Source organism: Saccharobesus litoralis (assembly GCF_003063625.1).
Taxonomy (GTDB): Bacteria; Pseudomonadota; Gammaproteobacteria; order Enterobacterales; family Alteromonadaceae; genus Saccharobesus; species Saccharobesus litoralis.
On sequence record NZ_CP026604.1, the window covers coordinates 1,139,057 to 1,159,369 of the forward strand.

Below are 20,313 nucleotides of genomic sequence, written 5' to 3' on the forward strand. Positions count from 1 at the left end.
CGCTAATAGATTAAATATAAAGGGTTTAGCAGAGGCAATACAAAAACACACATTTGAAATTAGAAATTTATTTTTGATTTAAGCTTTACATACTGTTAACAATATCGTGTATAGTAAACTTCATAATAACTCAATTAAAAATCATAATAACTCAACGTGGAAGATAAGTATGCGATACTCAAGTAAACAATTTAAACGACAGCTAGCCCGAGCCTGCACTTGCTTAAGCCTGTTAACTATAGTCGCCGCCTGCGGCAATCAACAGCCTAGCGCAACTAACACAACATCTCCTGTCGCTCAGAGCAAACCAACACAATATAATATTTTGTATATTATGTCGGATGACCATACCGCGTCAGCGATTGGTGCCTATCAATCACGTTTAGCCCGTCTTAACCCAACACCAAACATAGATCAGCTAGCCAGTGAAGGGACATTGTTCGAGAATGTATTCGCCACTAACTCTATATGTACGCCTAGCCGAGCATCGGTATTAACCGGTCAATATCCACAAACTAACGGTGTTTTAGACTTAAACGGCACTATCCCTACCGAAAAACAGCATTTAGCCCGATTAATGGGTGAAGCTGGCTATGAAACGGCGATGATAGGTAAATGGCATTTACGTGAAGAACCAGGCGCATTTGATTATTACAAAGTATTGCCAGAACAAGGCTTGTATTTTGACCCAGTATTGCGAGATAAAAACCAAGGTAAATGGCCACATAACGAGGTTACCATTAAAGGACATTCTTCAGATGTGGTTACCGATATTTCAATAAATTGGCTTAAAAACCGTAAAACCGATAAGCCATTTTTCTTGATGCATCACTTTAAAGCGCCGCATGATATGTTTGAGTACGCGCCGCGTTATGAAGATTTTTTAAAAGGTGTGCATATTCCTGAGCCCTCTAGTTTATATGCGCAAACCCGCTTTGGTTCAAAAGCAACCCGTGGTGAGAACGACAGTATGCTTCACGAGTTGGGTACGTCAATTTCAAAACGTAATCCGCGCCGCAACATGGGCATTCATATGGAGATCGACGCCAATTTAAGTGACGACGAATACACCCATCAAGCATATCAAGAATACTTACGCCGTTATTTACGCACTGTTAAAGGTGTCGACGACAACTTTGGCCGCCTTATTGACCATCTTAAGCAAACCGGTCAATACGACAATACCATTATCATTTACACCAGTGACCAAGGCATGATGCTGGGTGAACATGATTATATCGACAAGCGCTGGATGTATGACGAATCCATGCGTATGCCATTTATTGTCCGCCACCCTGGTAAGAGTCATGCGCCGAAAAAAGCCGATGTCATCGCTAACAACACTGACTTTGCGCCATTTATGTTAGAACTGGCTGGCAGCAAGGCACCTGAATTTATGCAAGGAATGAGTTTTGCGCCAGTGTTAGATAACCAACCATTACAAAACTGGCGTAAAGGCACCTACTACCGCTATTGGATGCACCGCGCGCATCACGATGTGCCTGCGCATTTTGGTATTCGCACTAAGCAATACAAGCTGATCTTCTTCTATGCGGTAAACAATGATCTAAACTTCCAACAAACCGACAAAGTTTACTACGGTATGGATTGGAGCCGTAAAGATGGGGTGATCCCAGCCAAAACACCGACGCCCGTCGCCTGGGAGCTATACGATATGCTAAATGACCCAGACGAAATGGTAAATTTGTATAACGATCCGCAATACAAAGACATCATTAAAGAATTAAAAGCAGAGTTAAAACACCAACGCGAATCACTTAACGAAACTGATGCAAAGTACCCGCATATTCAACAAGTTATCGCTAAACACTGGGATGATTAGAACTGGTTAATACTCGCTCTTTTGTGGGCGAGCATTCATGCTTGCAGAGCTCGCAAACTGCTCTCTTGTAGGCGAGCATTCATGCTTGCAGAGCCTGCAAACTGCTCTCTCTCACTTTACAATATTTACACTACTTTTCGCCACTCTGCTTGTGATAATAGATCTATCTATTTATTGTTAACAATCTATAATTGTCAAAATTTAAATATAAAAATCGCCGCGAGAACTATGTTTATGAATCAAACATTAATTGGCTTATGCAGTGCTGTATGTATTGCTTCTGCAAGTTTAATCGGTTGTGGCATCTCGCCGACAACCACCTCTGCCGTTACACCCGAAAATCAGCAAGCGTATTTTGACCGCCTGCGCACAGAAAAAGTCACATCCAACCCTAACATACAGTGGCAAAACATTGGTCCTGGAATGTCGGGCTATAACGAAGAGTTATGGACTCATCCCACTAATCCTAACGTGATGTTTATTGGCCCCGACATGCATGTTTCCTATGGTACTTGGGACGGGGCTAATTCATGGCATAGTTTGCAAGATCACGACGAGTTAGGCCAATTAATGAAGCGCGTATTGGACATTGAGTTTTCACGCCAAGACCCAAATTACGCCATGGCTATCGATTGGAATGGCTGGGTTTATGAATCAAGCAATCAAGGACGTAACTGGCAAAAAACCGCTGAACTCGCCGGCGACCACCGAGACTTTGGTGTCGACCCATATGATCCTTTAGCCTTTAAAAAAGGTTGGTACGATGAACAAATCGGCAAGCGTTTAGGTGATCTAGCAGTTGACCCTAACAACGATAACATTTGGTATATCGGAGCGGGTGACTTCTGGAACGTAAAAGAAAATCACAGAAGTATTAATAAACTTGGCGGCGATAAACTTAACTATGCTGATTATGGCTATATTTTAAAAACCAGCAACAAGGGTAAAACTTGGCAAAAGATCAGCAAAGGCTTACCGAGTGATCTTGATGTCGGTAAAATTATCGTCAACCCAACTCGTTCACAACACTTACTAGCCGCCACCAATAAAGGCTTAATGCAAAGTACAGATGGTGGCATGTCGTGGCAGTTTGGCGCACAAGGGCTACCACATAATTTGCCACGTGATTTAACAGAGCACTATGATCCCGTTACCGGCGAATACACGCTTTACCTTATCGAGCAAACCCATTACCAAGCCCAAGGCAAATCCGTATCGGCCTCAGGTGGCATTTACACCAGTACTGATCAAGGTAAAACTTGGCATAACATTACCGGTAATTTGTGGCTCGATTTAACGCAAATCAACTACCCTGCAGAGCATAATCGCTACTACCGAACATTGGCCAACTGGTTTGAAATTAGCCCCAAACAAGCCAGAAAAAAATACAGCCAATTACCTAAGCAAATACTGCCGGTATTTAACCGCATTGTGGTTAACCCTAAAAACAAACAAGAAATCTACGTGACTTACAACAAAAAACACGACCGAACATTCGGCCCAGGTGAAGTCTGGCGTACATTAGATGGCGGCAAACATTGGACAGTAGTCGCGCGACATGGCAAGTATTGGATCAATAACCCCGACCAAGATTATTGGGCAAAGCGCAATAACCCGACTCATGCCAACGTAGAATTTGCCCACGTTCAATACGAAATGGACACTCACACCGAAGACCAAGGTAATCGCTTACTGTCAATTAATTCGGCGGGCGAAGTGTTTATTAGTATCTCGCAACAAACCCACAAATCGTCTGACCAAGGCAAAACTTGGCAACAAATCGACGATTTTGAAGTTGAGAAAGGCAGCAATATTTGGATTGGCCGTGGCGGCAGTGATTTACCTGGGCGCTTTATGTTATTAGAAACCGGCATTCCTGAACGTCGTTTAATGGCCAGTGGCGAACATGGCGTTTGGCAAACCGAAGTGGTGGAAAACTTAGCCAACAAAGCTGATGTACCCATGCGTCAAATAGAAGGCCAAGTTAATGATAAAGGCATGGTATCTATCTCGACACTAGCCGTGCACCCACATAATCCCAATATCATCTATATTCTGGCTTGGCGTCAGTATCACAGTGGTAAATTGCGCCGTTCAACCGATGGCGGTAAAACATGGCAAAACATCGCCAGTGTGCTCGAAGTGTCTAGCAAACCTAGCGACAGTAACGTGGCTGGCGCGAAAAAAATAGCGAAAAAGATCCAAGGTCCAAAAGGCATGAAGCCAGCGCAAAACTCTTTGCTGATCGATCCTAATCAACCCAACAATATGTTTTTTGTTGCTGAATTGGATGCCTTTTCTGAAATCTATCGTGCTCCACGCCGTGAACCAACCAAAGGCGGTTATGGCTTTATGAAATCAACCGACGGCGGTTATAACTGGAAAGTCAGCAACAAAGGGTTCCATCAAGATGCGAGCTTACGCCGTATTATTCTCGACCCCGACAATTCCAATATTATTTATGCGGCAGCAGCAGATAAAAACGGCGGACTATACAAGTCTGTCGACCAAGGCGAAAGCTGGCAGCGCATGACTATTCCAGCCAATATCAAAAGCGTTAACAACGTATTTATTGATCGCAATAACAAACACATGTTTATAAGCGCTGGCGGGTTTTACGATGGTAAATACGAAGAAGGCGGCGCATGGCGAAGTACCGATAACGGTAAAACTTGGCAACAAATATTTAAAGCGCCGGTCGTTTTACAAGTCGAGTCATCACCAGTCGACGCAAACATCTTGTTACTGACAGTTGGCAACCAGATGCGTTTGGATAGACAATTTTTAAATCCTGGACTTTATTTGTCACAAGATGGCGGGCAAAGCTGGAACAAAATCAATAACAACTTATCGAATTACGACAAAATTATTGATGCCAAGCCAGATCCCTACAACCCCAATGTATTGTGGGCTGCCGGTTGGGGCAGCGGCTGGAATGTTGCGTATATTAACAAAACCAAAGACTCGACTTGGTTGCCAGTTAAACGATAGCAACCCGTAACAACGCACCGGTATTAGAGTTTATCGGCAATATAATCTTAGCGTTATGCTTGGTTTGCGGGTTCAGCAAATCAAGCATAAATGCCAATGCCTTTAATATTATGTTGGTCTTGCCTTTAAGCTACTCTCTTATCCGATAAATAAGCAAAACGACCCAGCTCAAATACACCTTTTCGGGCATAGCTAAACGCTCACGCAAACACCGAAATCAACACAAAGAAAAAAACCAAAAACAGCCAGCATCAAATTCAAACCTCGGCTGGCGGTGGTTCAGTCCGCATTAGCGGAAACTTAGGTGTTATGCAGATAAATCTGCACTTACATGGATGTAAGAAGTGCCGAGCGTTCGGGAATAAGCATCGGTGCACTTACATGGATGTAAGAAGTGCCGAGCGTTCGGGAATAAGCATCGGTGCACCTACAAGGATGTAGGAAGTGCCGCGCGTTCGGGAATAAGCATCGGTGCACCTACAGGGATGGTGGAAGTGCCACGCGTCGGGAATAAGCATCGGTTCACCTACAGGGATGGTGGAAGTGCCACGCGTCGGGAATAAGCATCGGTGTACCTACAGGAAGAATATACAAATACCTATCCTTGTAAATGACTCGTAAATTATGACACCTATAAAAAACAAAAACGGCAGATGGAAATTCCATCTGCCGTTTTTATTGGATAGCTATTTTGCAATAAAAACCATACAAAGGTTATTTATTTTTAGCCACTACACTCTGTAAATAGCCTTTTTCTGAACCTGAAATATCTCCTTGAGCTTTTAACGCATTAAGCTCTTTCGACATACAGCTATTATATTGACCCGCATTTTTACTACCTGCTAGGCAATCAGTATCAGCATTTGCTACCTGTACTGCTAGCGGCATGCCTAATGCGTTTACGCGGTTAGTAATGCCAGAATCAACACCGGTAATAACAACATTGCCTGACACTAATCCAAGGTGGACATCTGCACTGTCTTCAACACCATCATTATCGTCATCGTTATCAGCATTATCGCCGATTGAATCATCATCAAAATCCGCTGATTCGCTGGCGTCTAATGGGAATAAGTCTTCGCTATCGACAACAGAATCGCCATCGTCGTCGTTATCCGCATTGTTACCAATACCATCGTCATCAGTATCGATTGACTCAGTTGCGTCTAACGGGAAGGCATCTAATACGTCATCCACACCATCGTTGTCATCATCGGCATCTGCGTTATTGCCAATACCATCGCCATCTGTATCAACTGACTCACTGGCGTCATAAGGGAAGGCATCTACCGTATCTGCCACACCATCATTGTCATCATCCGTATCTGTGTTGTTACCTATACCATCACCGTCAGTATCGACAGACTCATTCGCGTCATATGGGAAAACATCAAGGCCATCTAATATTCCGTCGTTGTCGTCATCGTTATCCATTGCATCGCCGATTAAGTCACCATCAAAATCACTATCTATAATGATAGGCGACGCTGTTGCGGCATGCACTTTGCCATCACTTGATTTAAAGCGGGCAAACAAGAAGTAAAAGTTACCATTGGGTAATTGCGCCGTTGGTGTTAAACCATGCAAAGGCAAGGACAAAGTGACTGTGCCGCTTTGCTCGCCAACTAAACTAGCATCGGTTATTTCAGTGTCGCTAACGACAGTCCAGTTTGAACGTAATTCGCGCAGTAATATTTTAACCCCGCTTAAATCAGATGTGACCTCTTGGCCCGTTCCGGCTTCAACATTAACCGTGATATCCATAAAACCTGTATTTAAGAATGGCGTATTGCGGTAGTTATTAATGTTGTCCCAGCTAATTGACCCAGGCGCTGGTTCTACAAGCGTTAGCGGCTGCGCACCCACTGCTTTTTTAACCCCGTTTGATGATTCAAACTGCACAAATAAGAAGTAAAAATGGTCAGCTGGTAAATCCACTGTCGCTGGTAAACCCGTTAATGGGATAGTCGCAGTTGCGGCACCGGCTCGCTTACCAATAGCTGATGCGTCATCAATTCTGATATCGCTTACAACTTGCCAAGCACCGGTTGATTTATCAACTGTGCGTAAGAAAAATCTAACGCCACCTAAGGTGTCAGTCACTGTATTACCTGTACCGGCATCAAAGTTAACCGTTGCGTTAATCTGACCACCTACCACATATTCAGTCGATAGATATTTGCTTCTATCATCAAACATGACTGAAGGGTTAATCGGTGGGTGTACCGGAGCGGCATTAGGATCCGATGCACAGTTGTCGCAAGTATCTTCAATCGCATTGATACCGGCAGTCCAACGTGTTCCACCCGCTTCATATGCACCTACATCAGGCGCAGGACCAGCAAACGGTACCACTAAATCATCAATATCGCGTCCAGAATCTAGCAAGCTTGACGCTGCGTTTGGCATAAAGTTTTGATTGGCCGGATCAACTAATTGGTTGATGCCCTCAATGATTAAGTTGCTGTCGAGATCGTAAGCATCACTGCGGATCCAGTCGGCATGGGTACTGAAGTTGTTCCAAACGCGGTTATCGCGAGGATTACGACCATTGATCCACTCACCCATCGCTTGTTCAACATCAATAAAAGTATTGTGGTAGATATGGTTATCCCAGTTGTCCCAGTTTAACTGCACACCACTCCAAGGTACATTCCACACCACGTTGTGATGGACTAAAAAGCCTTTACTGTCGTTATCTAAGTAGATACCAGCAGTGCGGTGATCGTGATAGTCACGGCGCATAGCGTCATGCCACCAGTTATGATGAATTTCGATGTTGCGGTTTTCGGTATTACCTACCGTATAGAATAAGCCGCCATCGTTATTGATCATCGCTGCGTATGAAACATCGTTATAGGCAATTTCAGAGCCAGTTCCCACGACATACATGGCATCACGACCGGTATGCGAAATGGTATTCTTTAAAATTTTAACGTTATCGGCATTAGAGCGGATCGGGCTGGTATGATTACCTAAGGTATCGAAATAGCGAATTTCATTACGTTGAATAACCGCGTTGTCACCACTTTGCCCCCAGCCAGCGATTTGAATACCACTAATTGAGCCATGCAAAATAACGTTATCTTCGATGGTATTATTGCGACCAATCACATTGATTGACGCATCACCAATGGTTGCACCCGAAGCCGCGTCAGGGTTACCTAAACGCTGTTTACCGTGAAGAACCTCAGCTTTAGCATAACGGTTAAAGTGACCATCTAACTTAACGTTAGCGCCCCAAACATTGATACCTTCAAGGTCAACATAACTGCCGTCGATTTCAATAGCCCGTTCACGCACCGCGATCTCAACATCGCCGTCAGCCGGCTGTTGGCCATCGGCAGGTTTAAAATAAAGTGTTTGCGAGGCAGCGTCGTAATGCCATTCGCGATCATGATCAAGTAAATCTAATTTACCGTAAACAAAGAAACGTCCAAAACCACCATCATACCGTTTAACTGGGTTATGGTTACTGTATGGCCATTTGGTAATATCGACCGCTGGGTAGTTGATTTCAGTTAAGGTATTGGATGTTATTTGCTTAGTCCAGCTAGTGCCTGAATGCTGGCCTAAATACCAAAGATAACCATCGGTTAAGTCAACATCAGGAATACCCGCAACCGTTAAACTGCTCTCGGTACCGGCTTCGGTAACTTCATGGGCATCGATAGTGAAAATATCATTGTCGCTGTCATTTGGCCAACGGGCGATCTGCATTAACTCATCGTTGTGATAAACCTGACGCGAGTGCTCAACTATCGTCATATTGACCTGAGTAGAATAGATACCGTCAGCATAAGGAGTCCAGCCAGTTACCGGTTCGGTTCCCTTAATCACCACGCGTTCGCCATCTTTAGCTCGCACTAAAATAGGTTCAGCAGCGGTACCTGATTTATTAATGGTTAAGGTTTGACGGTACTCACCGCCAGCGATAATTAAGGTATCACCCGCAGCAAGCACACTGTTGGCTTTCCAAAAGGAAGCAAACGGAGCCGCTTCGCTGCCGTCATTATTGTTGTTACCGTCTGGCGCAACATAAACCGTTTTGGCGGCCAAGCCCATGCTTAATAGCAAAGACGCCGCCCCAACAGAATAGTTAAAAATTTGTTTGGACATTTATAAAGAGCCTCTATTGTAGTGTGTTGTCGCATTTGATTTACATACGAACAAATAAGTTACAATATGAAACACTTTACATACAATGCATTTTCAATTGTTTACAATTTACTATTTTTAGTTATAAGGATATTATTTTTATAACAGTTTATAGATTGGCTAACCAACCAAAAATAATATATACATAACTACTGAGCACTGTAAGCAAGCTGAAAAGCACAAGATATTTTTAATAAATTTGTTTACATTATTTAATGTAATAAATGTTGCGGAAAAAACTGACACCATAAAAATTGAAGCTGTAAAAAATGACATAACACCAAAATATCCATTTAGCGTTTGTTCATTACCAAGAACCTTTGTATTTTTCGCTACAAACATAATCGCGATCATCGTTAAACTAGTTGTGGCTGTAAATTTAGAAAACTCAAAGTATTTAGCACTTTCAGCATGTTTTAATTTCACAGCTTTTTCTGCTTTTAACTTTAATCGTTCTTTTATATGTTTCATTGCTCCTCCGAATCAAGCGAAAATTAATTACATTACTGTATTAACTAACAAAACACCTTATGTAAAAATCAAAATCACTTTCCTTTAGCTGGCGTGACTCCCTCAATATAAACCTACTATGAATATACAGATGCCTGTAAACCCGATCTTCCGCACTTAATTATAGATACAGGATATTTTGTGTGGTTGCGGCCCTAAATTTTTAAGTAGATCTGTTTGTTCGATAAGCTTATCCTGTTTTACGCGCACGACAAATGCCACCGCATAGCAGTGTATTTTTCTTCAAGTGATGGCTAGCTCAGTTGATATATATCTAAAGCTTCTTTGCCAAATAAGCGAATGATTTTCTCTTCTCTTTCACTGATATTCGCGACCCCAATGCCTTGTGTTCCTAAATCAACATAACTTATCCCTCGCAGCATTTGAAAGACCCAGCGTAATGTAGGCGATTGCGTGGGGTGCCCTAACTGATTGGGCAAGGTTTCGTCTTCTTTTGTTAATCTCGCTCTCAATTCGTATTGACCTAAGTTGTAAACCAGCAACGATAAACTCATGACCATCAGTAATGCGTCTATCCGTTGTGGGTTTTGCAGGTAAATGCGATTGCTTTGAAAGGATTTGTCTTTCATGAACCTGAAACCATTTTCAACTTGAGATTGTTGCTTGTATTCCTTAAGCATTTGCGCGGGTGTTAAACTCGTTTTATTTGTGGCTAAGACGAATCGACCAAGTGGGTGCTTCGCTTGGGCTATGGCTTCTGCGTTTTCTACAATGTCTGCTATGACCCGGTAACCTTTGAGTTTTTTATCTTCTGGCTTCGGTCTTCCTCGTTTTTCGTATCCCCATTGAGCCTCTATTTCGCGTTCAACAACTTGGTGATACTTCGCTTTTTTAGCGGTATTTTTAAGTGCCTGTCTCGCGTCATGCTCACACGCATACAATGTCCCTGATACTTTTTTCAATGCGCGAGTTAATGCTTGATGTGCGTTATCGATTTTCTTTTCCAATGTTTTCAGTTGGCGAGCTTTACCTTGCTCAGAGCTGTATAGCACCCAGTTTTCATTCGGGCTGTCTTTGTCTTCATCGTTAATTTTGGCGTAACGATAACCGTTATCTAATTCGCACCATTCAAAAGCATCATCGCTTTTCGCACTATTTTGCTTAACTATGTTTAAGGTGGCTGGCACGCGTGTCAGCCAATTCACGTTGGCATTTTGAAGCTTATTCGTGTTGTACAGCGCTGAATCAGCTACCCATAACATGTCTTCGCTATTATTGAGTTCTTCAATGAAGTTACGCATATAAGCAATGCTGTCATGAAATATCGTTTTGTCTGCTGCATTACCGTCATAACTTTCATAATAAATCGGAAGTCCTGCTGGGCCGTTGGTAATGAGATTAACAACCACTTGTTTCAAGTCGGGGCGATGGTCTTTGGAATACCCTTGTTTAGGTATTGGGGCATGCTTCCAATCACCATTGTATTCACCGAATAAGGCTAAGCTGGTGCTATCTAAATGATGGCTGGTGCTTAATAAGCCATGCTCTTGAATAATTTCAAAAGCTAACTGACTAAATAAACGTGTCGTCCCGTGTTGATTCAGTTTATCAAGACATCGACCCAGCGCATCCTCATTCATATCATCGGCACAAAGCCCTGGCGCTATCAATGCCTCTATCGGTTTGTCTTTAAAAAAGTCTGGGGTCATATACAAAGTCGCATTGGTGAACCCAAGACCATTCAGGATTAGCGCGCAGATCCGCTGCCCATACGTAGACTTGGTTCGTTTATCCAATTTAATCGGCAGCATCAGGTCAATTCGCTGTGCAATTTTGTACTTTTTCAATAACGCAGCGACTAAACCAAGGTGATCCATAGATTGAATAGAGACTTGTTTGATTTGGGGCATTAATGGATCTGATAAATATAATGACAAGGATATTGTTATCTTAGCGAAGCTGTTTGAAATACTGTGTGATCTGTAGCGTGAATAAGGGTGATCTTTTACTTCAATGCTTGTGATCTATTTCGCACAATAAAGTGACTTGCTAAATTTTCAACATTTGAGATTAAAGTACGGAAGATGGGGTAAACGTAAATTATTTTATCTTATCACTTGGTTTGCTGGCGTGGCTTAGCTTCCTACTGCCTGATTTTGCTAGCTATACATCAGAGGTGGTGTTAGTTGGTACTGAACTATAAACGGACATATGAGATAAGAATATGCGCCAATGATACGACGCATACATCAGTTATTATTTAACTTGAACCATTCTAGCTAAACAGATAGAACTGCCAATTTTTGGTACTGCTGTATCAGCACCAAAAACAACTGTTTTTTGATTGATATATGCGAGGTTAACTAAATCCAATAAATGAGTATCTGATTTTCTGATGACAACATAGTTGCTATTACAACCGCCTGCAGACCAACTCAATGCGCCATTTACCGCTACCTGAGTATAAGATTTCCACTCCGGAAAAACACTTTCTTCAACAGAATATGCTGAGATCTCTGAGATTGTATTCCCTACAGTATAGGTATTAGCTGCATAAACATTTGTAACCGCTAACACAGCAGCCAATAATATAGTTAATTTAGCTTTCATGATTTTCTCCTTTGTATAAATTGAATCTTCATGATACAAAAAAAACACAACCCCTCAAATATATTCATTAAATAAAATCCAACTTATCACGCTAATATCAAACCAAAGCTAAAAATTATACTCCGCTCTTAAAATCACACTGTCTTGGTCAAAAAAGGAAAATACTTCCTTATCGTCGGCGCTCAACAGGTATAACTCAGCATTGAGAAAGAAATTGTCACTCACTGAATAACGACTGCTTAGGGTATGGATGGTATTTTTATCTTGGAATTGATATTGATAGTTGTAGCTTATCGTTAATTGCTGATACAAAAACTGTCCTGTCCAACCAAACGATAGATCATTAATATCTTGATAGGGATCTTCCAGCTCAGTCACGTTACCGGCAATATGCTGATTTGAAGCGCCGATAAATACGGTCTGCTCTGTCATGATTTCCCATGAATAAGAAGCAGCCACTTCCACGGTATTTCGCTCGGTAACCCCTATTTCTTGATCAGTAGACTGTAAATCTAAGCCTTTTTTATAGGCCAGCTCTAGTGCCAATGAGCCTTCACCCACAGCCAAGTTCGCCGCCCCACCGATAAATTGATAGCGCGGATAACGTTGAATGCGGTTTTCTCCTTCTTCACTGCTTTCACTAATGGTGGAATTAGCATCAATAAAATACAGCACTTCGTTACTAGCCAAATCAGCGAGCATCAATGAAAAGTCACCAATACCGACCGCTTTTTTCCAACGAAAGCCGAATTCAGTTGTTAGGTCTGACTCGTCTCGTTGAAAATTAAACTGACTAATATCTAAGCCATCTATGTCGTAATTTGAATCCAGCACAGGATCAACATCGGTTTTTGGGTTAGGAATAGCTAGCAAGGTAAAATGACCATAATCATGGTAATAATCAAGGCTAGCCAAGGTTTGCCCTAAACGCGATTCATCAAGGCTAGTAAAGTAAAAATCGATAACATTACGTGGGCTGATCACGTCCGTCACCGCCGCTATTTCCGACTCGCCCCAAATCACCACCTGACGCCCAAACGTGAAGCTGACATCTTGCCAGCTAGCTTGCAGGTATAACTCACGTAAAGGGAATCGGTAATAAATTTCTTCGTCTTGTGCTTCGGCTTGTCTGTCATTGATCCAATGACTGACGACTTTGCCGTCAAACTTAACAAAAAAATGATCGAAATACAGATTGCTCCATTCCAAACGCAACCACGAGCGATTAGTTTGTACGCCTTGGCTTGTCGCATCTTGTTGATAGGAAAAATCTTGTTGCAAAGTAAACTTATTATCGCCTAACAGCCACTTTTCAAGTGGCGTCTGTGGCTTGGTGATCGCAATATCTAAAGATTCAATTTCTAGCTCATCTTCATCAATAAAGAGATCATCCGATGCTAAATTTGCAAACGCCTGAGTCGGCAAGCAACAGACAAGCCCTAGCACTGTCCAACGTCTTAAAACACTCAATTGCGCTTTGTGCTTTTGAGTATTACTTGTAAGCATTACCATTTGAAGCGTTTCCAACCGATATATAAAGACGCTAAACACCAGAAACTCAGCACCGCCAGCTCTTTTCCTATCTCGGCTACATTAGTCATGTTAACGCCATCAAACATAACCGCATGCAAGGCGATATTCATGTGAGTTAATGGGATCAGTTGAGTTACCCATTGCAGCCAATCAGGAAAAGCACTAATCGAGAAAAACACCCCACTAAACACCACAAACGGCAACTGCACAAAATTAACTATGCCATTAAAACCGTTCACTGACGGGCTTAACACCGCAATAATCAGACCGATACCCAAAAATGCACAACTGCCGAGTAAAACAATTAATAGCCACAGGAATAAATCAAACTGCCAAGATAGATTGAACATAAAAATGCCAATCATAAATAGCGACAAAGCTATCGAAAAACACACCACTAAGCGTGAAAACAACAAACCAGATAAAAAGGGTAAAGGTGACGCATCTATCGTTTTAATATTACGGAACAAGCCTTCATGGCCTTCCTCAATTAACACGCCGCCGAAACCATTTAAACCTATTATCAGCAAAGTCATGCCGATTAACCCCGGCAATAAAATAGTGATATAGGACGTGACCGAGCCGGCTGAAATCGTCTTTTGCGCGACGTGTTGTGATTGGCTTGTAAAGTAAGCATTCACCACATTGTTCAACGCTTGGTTTTCAATCACATTTTGTGCTTCGTCATTGGTGACCAACTCCAAAGCCAACTCTGTCTTGGTGCCGGTGCTAGTATTGGTATTGTCTGCCGGCTTAATTAACAACAATTGCTTTAATTCATTGGCTTTTAGTCGCTGTTGATAAGCCTCTGGTTCAGGATCAACAATCAAATTGACTAAGGCATTGTCGTGTAAATACTGGATCACCTTAGCCGAGGCTTCGGATTGTACTTGGTCAATATAATGTAATTTAATTTCCGCTTTATTCATTAACTCCATTGGGTAACCAATGCCAGTTAATAAAATGACTGGAAAAATATAGCTAAAGAATAACGCCGTTTTATCGTATCTCAGTTGCAGCATACGTAACTTAAAGAAAATCCAGGTTTTAGTCATCGCGCAGCGCTGCCCCCGTGTTGGAAATAAATACGTCTTCTAAATTCGGTAATTGCACATCAAATTCGGTAATTTCAATTTGCCGTTCTTCAGCGTGATTAAACAAAGATTTGATTGTTTCGAGTGACTTAACTGTACTGACCACAATCGAATCACCATGATCTTTATGATCAACCACACCTGCGGCATGTTTGACAAATTCGCCATCAAACTGACCATTTTTGTATTTCACAACAATATTTTGATGACGATTAAGTGAACGGACTAACTCAGACGGTGAGCCTTGCTGAATAATTTTGCCGTGATCCATAATCAATAACTCATCACACAAACGCTCTGCTTCATCCATATGGTGCGTGGTGAGTAATATGGTTTTGTCTTTATCTTGTTTAATCTGCTCGATAAAGTCCCATGTATAACGGCGGTTTTGTGGATCTAAAGCTGAGGTTGGCTCGTCTAAAAATAGAATTTTTGGATCTTCTAGCATGGCGATGGCTATCGACAAACGTTGCTTTTGACCACCAGATAACTCTTCAACCTTAACCTTTTTCTTATCCAGTAAAGAGACTTTATCCAGCATGGCGTCAATGGCTTTTTTATCTCGATACTTATTGTTAATCGATGCCGCGCGGAGCTCTTGGAAAAAGTCTAACAACTGTTCGACATTTAAAAATTGAAAGTAATTGTTGGTTTGTAACTGCACCCCTAGCAACGGCTGAATTTTCGCCAGCTCGGTAGCAACATCCAACCCAAGAATTTTAATCTGCCCGCTGCTAATTTTATGGATCCCTTCCATCATACCGAGCAACGAGGTTTTGCCTGCACCATTAGGCCCTAAAATACCAAAACAAGTGCCAACCGGAATTTGAAAACTAACCCCTTTCACGGCTTGAAAATCGCCGTAACTCTTTTTTACATCTATCGCTTCAATTGCGTATTGCATCGCTAATACCTCTACTATCCCTGTTCTTTTGTTGATACAAATTGCTGGCCTTGATGCTCAACGGCAAATATCTCAACAAAAGCTTGGGCGATTTGCTCAACATCCTCTGCACTAACACCAGAATGAAATACCGCACGATAGGCAATCTGGTTCGCCAACAAATGTACGCCATATTTTTCAAACTCAGGAATGTACTCAGTGGCGGGTTTCGCTGGATTGCGCAAAAAGATATACACAATGTTTGTACCCTGTTCAGTGGGTTTAACATCAAACTGCGCATAAGGAGATAACAGCTCAACTAATTTTGCTGCATTGGCGTTGTCAACACTGAGTTTGGCTTGGTAATTTTGTAATCCTTTTAGCGCCATGTGTGCCATAACTGAAGGTTGGTTTAAGCTACCACCCAGTAATTTTCGAATACCTTTGGCTTGCTCAATAAAATCGGTTTCGCCGATTAATAAAGCCCCCATCGGCGCACCTACCCCCTTGTTTAAACAAATCATGATACTGTCGGCACAATTAGCAAAACTATTTGCCGCTATATCATATTTGGCACAGGCATTTAACAAACGCGCACCATCAAGATGGACAGGTATATTGTTTTGTTGGGCAAGTTGGTAGATAGGCTGTAACGCGTCAGGTTTATGCGCGATACCGGCTTTATCGTTATGAGTATTTTCAAGGCAAATTAAACCGGTTTTGGTCGAAAAAAAAGCACCATCACTGATTGCTTCAGCCAGTTCGTTTAAATCAAAAATGCCGCCTTCATCGTCAACGGGTTTAAGTGGAATACCGCCTAATACCGAAGCATTGCCGCCTTCATGGGCAAAAATATGCGAACTTTTCCCGACTATAGCTTCTTGGCCTTTTGGGGTATGCACTATCAAAGCCGCTAAATTAGCCATGACACCGGTAGGAAATAATAACGCCGCCGGTTTACCAAATAAGTCCGCTGCGTAGTTTTGTAATAAATTAACCTGTTCATTTTCGCCAAACACGTCAACGCCATAATCTAGGCTGGCTAAGTCTGGCAGCATATCAGCGCTCGGCTCAGACATGGTGTCTGAGCGTAAATCTATCTTTTTGTTTTGCACTTGTTTGTCCATATTGTTGTTGTATTTGCCTTTGCAATGTCGGTATGACCAAGCAGCGTCAGGAACAATGCTCGGAGACCGACATAAAATCCCAACCGACTTAATCAGTATTTTTTACTAGTTTGTCGTAAGAAAAATGGCCTTTTAACTCTTCCATATTACGCTCTCTAAATGCCGCGTCTGACAAACTACGGATCGTAAGAAACTCGTCATCAATGGCTACGTTAAATACAATTTGTTCTTTATCTAAAATCGAGATGCGTTTGGTGATTTTGTTGTTCATTATGGTTTTACGTGAATACCAAATATCACCTTGTTGCTGCCAACCGACTTGGGTTTTCTGTTTTACGTAAACGCCTTTACGGTCGTAATACTGCACCTTGTATTCTTGAAAACGCTCACGGTCGACCCAAACCACCATTTTGCTGTAATTACTGTTGCGCGCACGTTTTTCAGTTGGCGTCATTTGAATAATCCAACAAGGACGTTGGTTATAGGTAACCTCTTTCAAAATGCTGTAGGTGTAGTCTTTCGGGCGCACTTTTTCCATGTCTTCAAGTGAAAATTCAGAGCCAAACAAACTACCTTTTTTTGGCTCATCTTCATCATCCGCATTCCCCGTTGCCACGCGCTTAGGTTTACCTAAAGCCGATAAATATATCCACTGATCTGAATCGCGACTCACATCACCATAGTCATATTGCAAAATACCAATACCACGCTCGGCAGCCGGCTCAATTAAGACAGTGAGTGATTTAGCGTCTTCACCGTTGTCACCAAAGTCTTTGCCGTAGCTTTCCGATACCTTAATACGCGGCGTTTCTGAACAAGCAATTTTGCGATTACTAATGCCGTACTTACAGGTTGAAATACTTTGACGACTCACCCGTGTTTCACCATCGTATAAGGTGTAAACCTTGTGCATAATTTCTTCGGGTAAAAGTTGATCCGCATTGGCAACATGGCTAGCACTTAGGCCAAGTGTTGCGACTAAAAACCAAGTTAACTTATTCATATGCTTTTTCTAATCCTTGCTCTTGTGCATCTTGTTGTTTGTCGTTGTCTATTAATACGGATTGGCTAGGTTTAATTTTGCTGAGTAGGCATAGCGCTGGGAATAAAAATAAGTCAGCGATTAAGGCAACAAAAATAGCCACCGCACCTAATAAACCTAAGAAAGTAAAGCCCATATGCGAGCTGTACATCATAAATAACAAGCCGCCGCTTAACGTACAGGTTGTTACAATTAACGCTTGCCCCACTTCACGAATAGCTGAGCCAACCGCTTTTTCAATATCGCCTGTTTCTTTCATAACTAGGTTGTAATGGGTAAAGAAATGAATGGTGTCATCCACCACAATACCAATCACAATTGGCGCAATAATCAAGGCGACAATATCTAGCGGTATGCCAAACCAGCCCATTAAACCAAATGTCACTAACACAGGGATCACATTAGGCACCATAGCAATTAAGCCTAATTTCCATGAGCCAAATAGTAACAACAGCACTAAGGTGACAATAATAAAGGCTAAGCTAAAACTCTTGATTTGCGCCCAGCTCATCATGTCGTACATTTCCATTTGCACGGCTAAGTCACCGGTAAATTGCACTTGCATATCAGGGTATTTTTCGTAGAGCGGGGCAAACTTGCGCGCCGCTTCAGCTTTTAAATCGGCGATCACATCCACATACGAGGCCGAACCTTCATTAGTCAAAATAATGCCAATATGCGCTAGGCTATAATCTTCACTCACCAACATCCGATTAGACTCGGGATCGGCGTTTTGGAATAAGAAGAATAATTGATTGGCCAGTTCCTGAGTTTCAGGCATACGGTAGTAAGTTAAATCGCCATGATTTACCGCTTTATAACTATTTTTCAGCGCGATAAGTAAAGAGCCAGCGTCAACCAAATACTCTGACTCATGATTAATGACATACTGCTCCATATCTTCAATCACTTGCAGCACTTGCAGATCACGAATACCGCCAGACACCTTAGTATCGATCAAAATATGCATACTCTGACTGCCACTCATCGCGCCTTCCATCACTTCAAAGGCTTGGCGGACTTCGGTGTTTTCTTTTAACGCTAATATCGGATTAGTATCCACCTTGACCATAGTGACACCCGGAACCAAAACAACAATTAATGCAAAAGAAACCGCAACTATGGTTTTCGGCCGCGCTATAACAATGGCATTAACCTTAGCCAACATTTTTTGAATGAAAGAGCTTTTACTAATGGCTGACGCGGTAAATTGCGCGTCTTTTTTCATTGGTGCCCAAAGATCCAGCATAAGCGGTAACATGAGTACGGTTAAGAAAAACGCCCAAAAAATGCCTACGGCGGCATACACACCAAATACCCGTAATTCAATTAAATCAACCGAGGATAGCGCAACAAACCCTATGCCTGTGGTTACCGTGGTTAAGAAACAAGCCACACCTGACTTACGCATAGTCGCGCGTAATGATTGCCTATGGTCGCGGTTCAGCTTACGCGAGAACATATAACCCGAAATAACATGCACCGAATCGGCAATACCGACAATTAAGGTAAGAAGAATAATTGGGTTAATCAATTCACTCATGGTTGTACCGACCCACCCCATGGTACCCATCAACCAAATAACCGCTGCGACATCTATGACTAACGCCCAAACAATCGCACTACCACGGCGGAATAAAACCGCAAGAATGACAAAGAATAACAAAATGGTACATGAGAAAATCATGCCCACTTCCGGACCAATTACATCATGGTCGAAGGCGTACATGGCAATATCGCCAACATAGTAAATATCAAAGACTTGTTTGTATTCTGGCTTTTCCAATATGGCGCGGATCTCAGCCATAAACTTAGAACACTCTTCGTTATCAATTTCTTCAAATTCGACTTTTTCTACTACGGCATTTTCGTTTGAAACGCTCATGTTACCCAGAGCAAATTCTTCTTCTTCAAAAAACACCTGATCTTTGTCAAATCCTTTGGGAATTGCACCAAAATCTGTGGTTAAGAAGATCAAACCATATTCATTGTTCTTGTCGAAAAAGGTTTTCGGGTAGTCTTTGTGCTCATTGGCTTGAAAACGGATAAAGTCACGCCCAGCTTGATCATTGGGTAGATCCTTACCAATAAAGTGACGCGATTTCATCACGGTTTCTTGACTGCTTTCTAAAAAGCTAACATTGATTAAATCGATAATTTGGTCGATATGTTTTAACGCAGACGTTTCCCGTAGCTCAGGATTGTCACGATATTCAACCAAATCATAGTGCATGGCATGCAAGGTTTTCAGTGATTGCTCAGAGAATATATCGCCATCTTTTGCACGATATAAAATACTCAAAACCTTATCGCTACCAAACTGCTCGCGAAACTCGATATAGCTTTCCCGTACAGGATGCCCTTCAGGAAATACCGAATCCATTGAGGTATCAACGGTTATTTTACTAATACCGGCAGCCATAAACACAGTACCAGCAATAAAGAATGTCCAAATTGCCGCTTTATAGCGCAACGACCAATCTGGCACCTGCTCGAAAAAATTTCGCAATGTCACCAATAATTTCATTGCTTAACTCCAAACTTATTCATTTTGTATTCCT

Annotated in this window: 12 protein-coding genes; 2 read left to right on the plus strand and 10 right to left on the minus strand. The window is 42.1% G+C overall.

Annotated elements, in window-relative coordinates; all coding sequences use genetic code 11:
* Positions 1 to 169 precede the first annotated feature (169 nt).
* Positions 170 to 1,843: a sulfatase family protein gene (locus C2869_RS04180; protein WP_108601759.1), complete on the plus strand. Its 1,674-nt coding sequence runs from the start codon at positions 170 to 172 to the stop codon at positions 1,841 to 1,843.
* A gap of 234 nt (positions 1,844 to 2,077) precedes the next feature.
* Positions 2,078 to 4,834, plus strand: a complete 2,757-nt coding sequence (locus C2869_RS04185) for a WD40/YVTN/BNR-like repeat-containing protein (protein ID WP_108604958.1) — start codon at positions 2,078 to 2,080, stop codon at positions 4,832 to 4,834.
* Between the two features lie 714 nt (positions 4,835 to 5,548).
* Here the strand turns inward: C2869_RS04185 and C2869_RS04190 are convergent.
* The 10 genes from C2869_RS04190 to C2869_RS04235 form a co-directional block, all read right to left on the minus strand.
* The gene (locus tag C2869_RS04190; RefSeq protein ID WP_108601760.1) at positions 5,549 to 8,953 is read right to left on the minus strand and encodes a right-handed parallel beta-helix repeat-containing protein; all 3,405 of its coding nucleotides are present in this window, start codon (positions 8,951 to 8,953) and stop codon (positions 5,549 to 5,551) included.
* A 159-nt stretch (positions 8,954 to 9,112) separates the two neighbouring features.
* A complete protein-coding gene (locus C2869_RS04195) occupies positions 9,113 to 9,463 on the minus strand; it encodes a hypothetical protein (RefSeq protein ID WP_108601761.1) in 351 nt (116 codons plus the stop codon).
* Between the two features lie 293 nt (positions 9,464 to 9,756).
* Positions 9,757 to 11,373 (minus strand): IS1634 family transposase, encoded by a 1,617-nt coding sequence (locus tag C2869_RS04200; protein WP_159083991.1) that lies wholly within the window; start codon positions 11,371 to 11,373, stop codon positions 9,757 to 9,759.
* A 346-nt stretch (positions 11,374 to 11,719) separates the two neighbouring features.
* A complete protein-coding gene (locus C2869_RS04205; RefSeq protein WP_108601762.1) occupies positions 11,720 to 12,073 on the minus strand; it encodes a hypothetical protein in 354 nt (117 codons plus the stop codon).
* Positions 12,074 to 12,181: 108 nt separating this feature from the next.
* Positions 12,182 to 13,585 carry a DUF1302 family protein gene (locus C2869_RS04210; protein ID WP_108601763.1) on the minus strand — a complete coding sequence of 468 codons (1,404 nt, stop codon included), beginning with the start codon at positions 13,583 to 13,585 and terminating at the stop codon, positions 12,182 to 12,184.
* The gene (locus tag C2869_RS04215; protein WP_108601764.1) at positions 13,579 to 14,661 is read right to left on the minus strand and encodes an ABC transporter permease; all 1,083 of its coding nucleotides are present in this window, start codon (positions 14,659 to 14,661) and stop codon (positions 13,579 to 13,581) included. The genes C2869_RS04210 and C2869_RS04215 overlap by 7 nt, the downstream gene beginning before the upstream one ends.
* Positions 14,654 to 15,604, minus strand: a complete 951-nt coding sequence (locus C2869_RS04220) for an ABC transporter ATP-binding protein (RefSeq protein WP_108601765.1) — start codon at positions 15,602 to 15,604, stop codon at positions 14,654 to 14,656. Before C2869_RS04220 ends, C2869_RS04215 begins: the two co-directional genes overlap by 8 nt.
* Before the next feature lie 14 nt (positions 15,605 to 15,618).
* Positions 15,619 to 16,698 carry a threonine aldolase family protein gene (locus C2869_RS04225; protein ID WP_159084027.1) on the minus strand — a complete coding sequence of 360 codons (1,080 nt, stop codon included), beginning with the start codon at positions 16,696 to 16,698 and terminating at the stop codon, positions 15,619 to 15,621.
* Between the two features lie 100 nt (positions 16,699 to 16,798).
* A complete protein-coding gene (locus C2869_RS04230) occupies positions 16,799 to 17,713 on the minus strand; it encodes an outer membrane lipoprotein-sorting protein (protein ID WP_108601767.1) in 915 nt (304 codons plus the stop codon).
* Positions 17,706 to 20,279, minus strand: coding sequence for an efflux RND transporter permease subunit (locus C2869_RS04235; RefSeq protein WP_108601768.1), 2,574 nt, complete (start codon positions 20,277 to 20,279; stop codon positions 17,706 to 17,708). The genes C2869_RS04230 and C2869_RS04235 overlap by 8 nt, the downstream gene beginning before the upstream one ends.
* Positions 20,280 to 20,313: the final 34 nt, after the last annotated feature.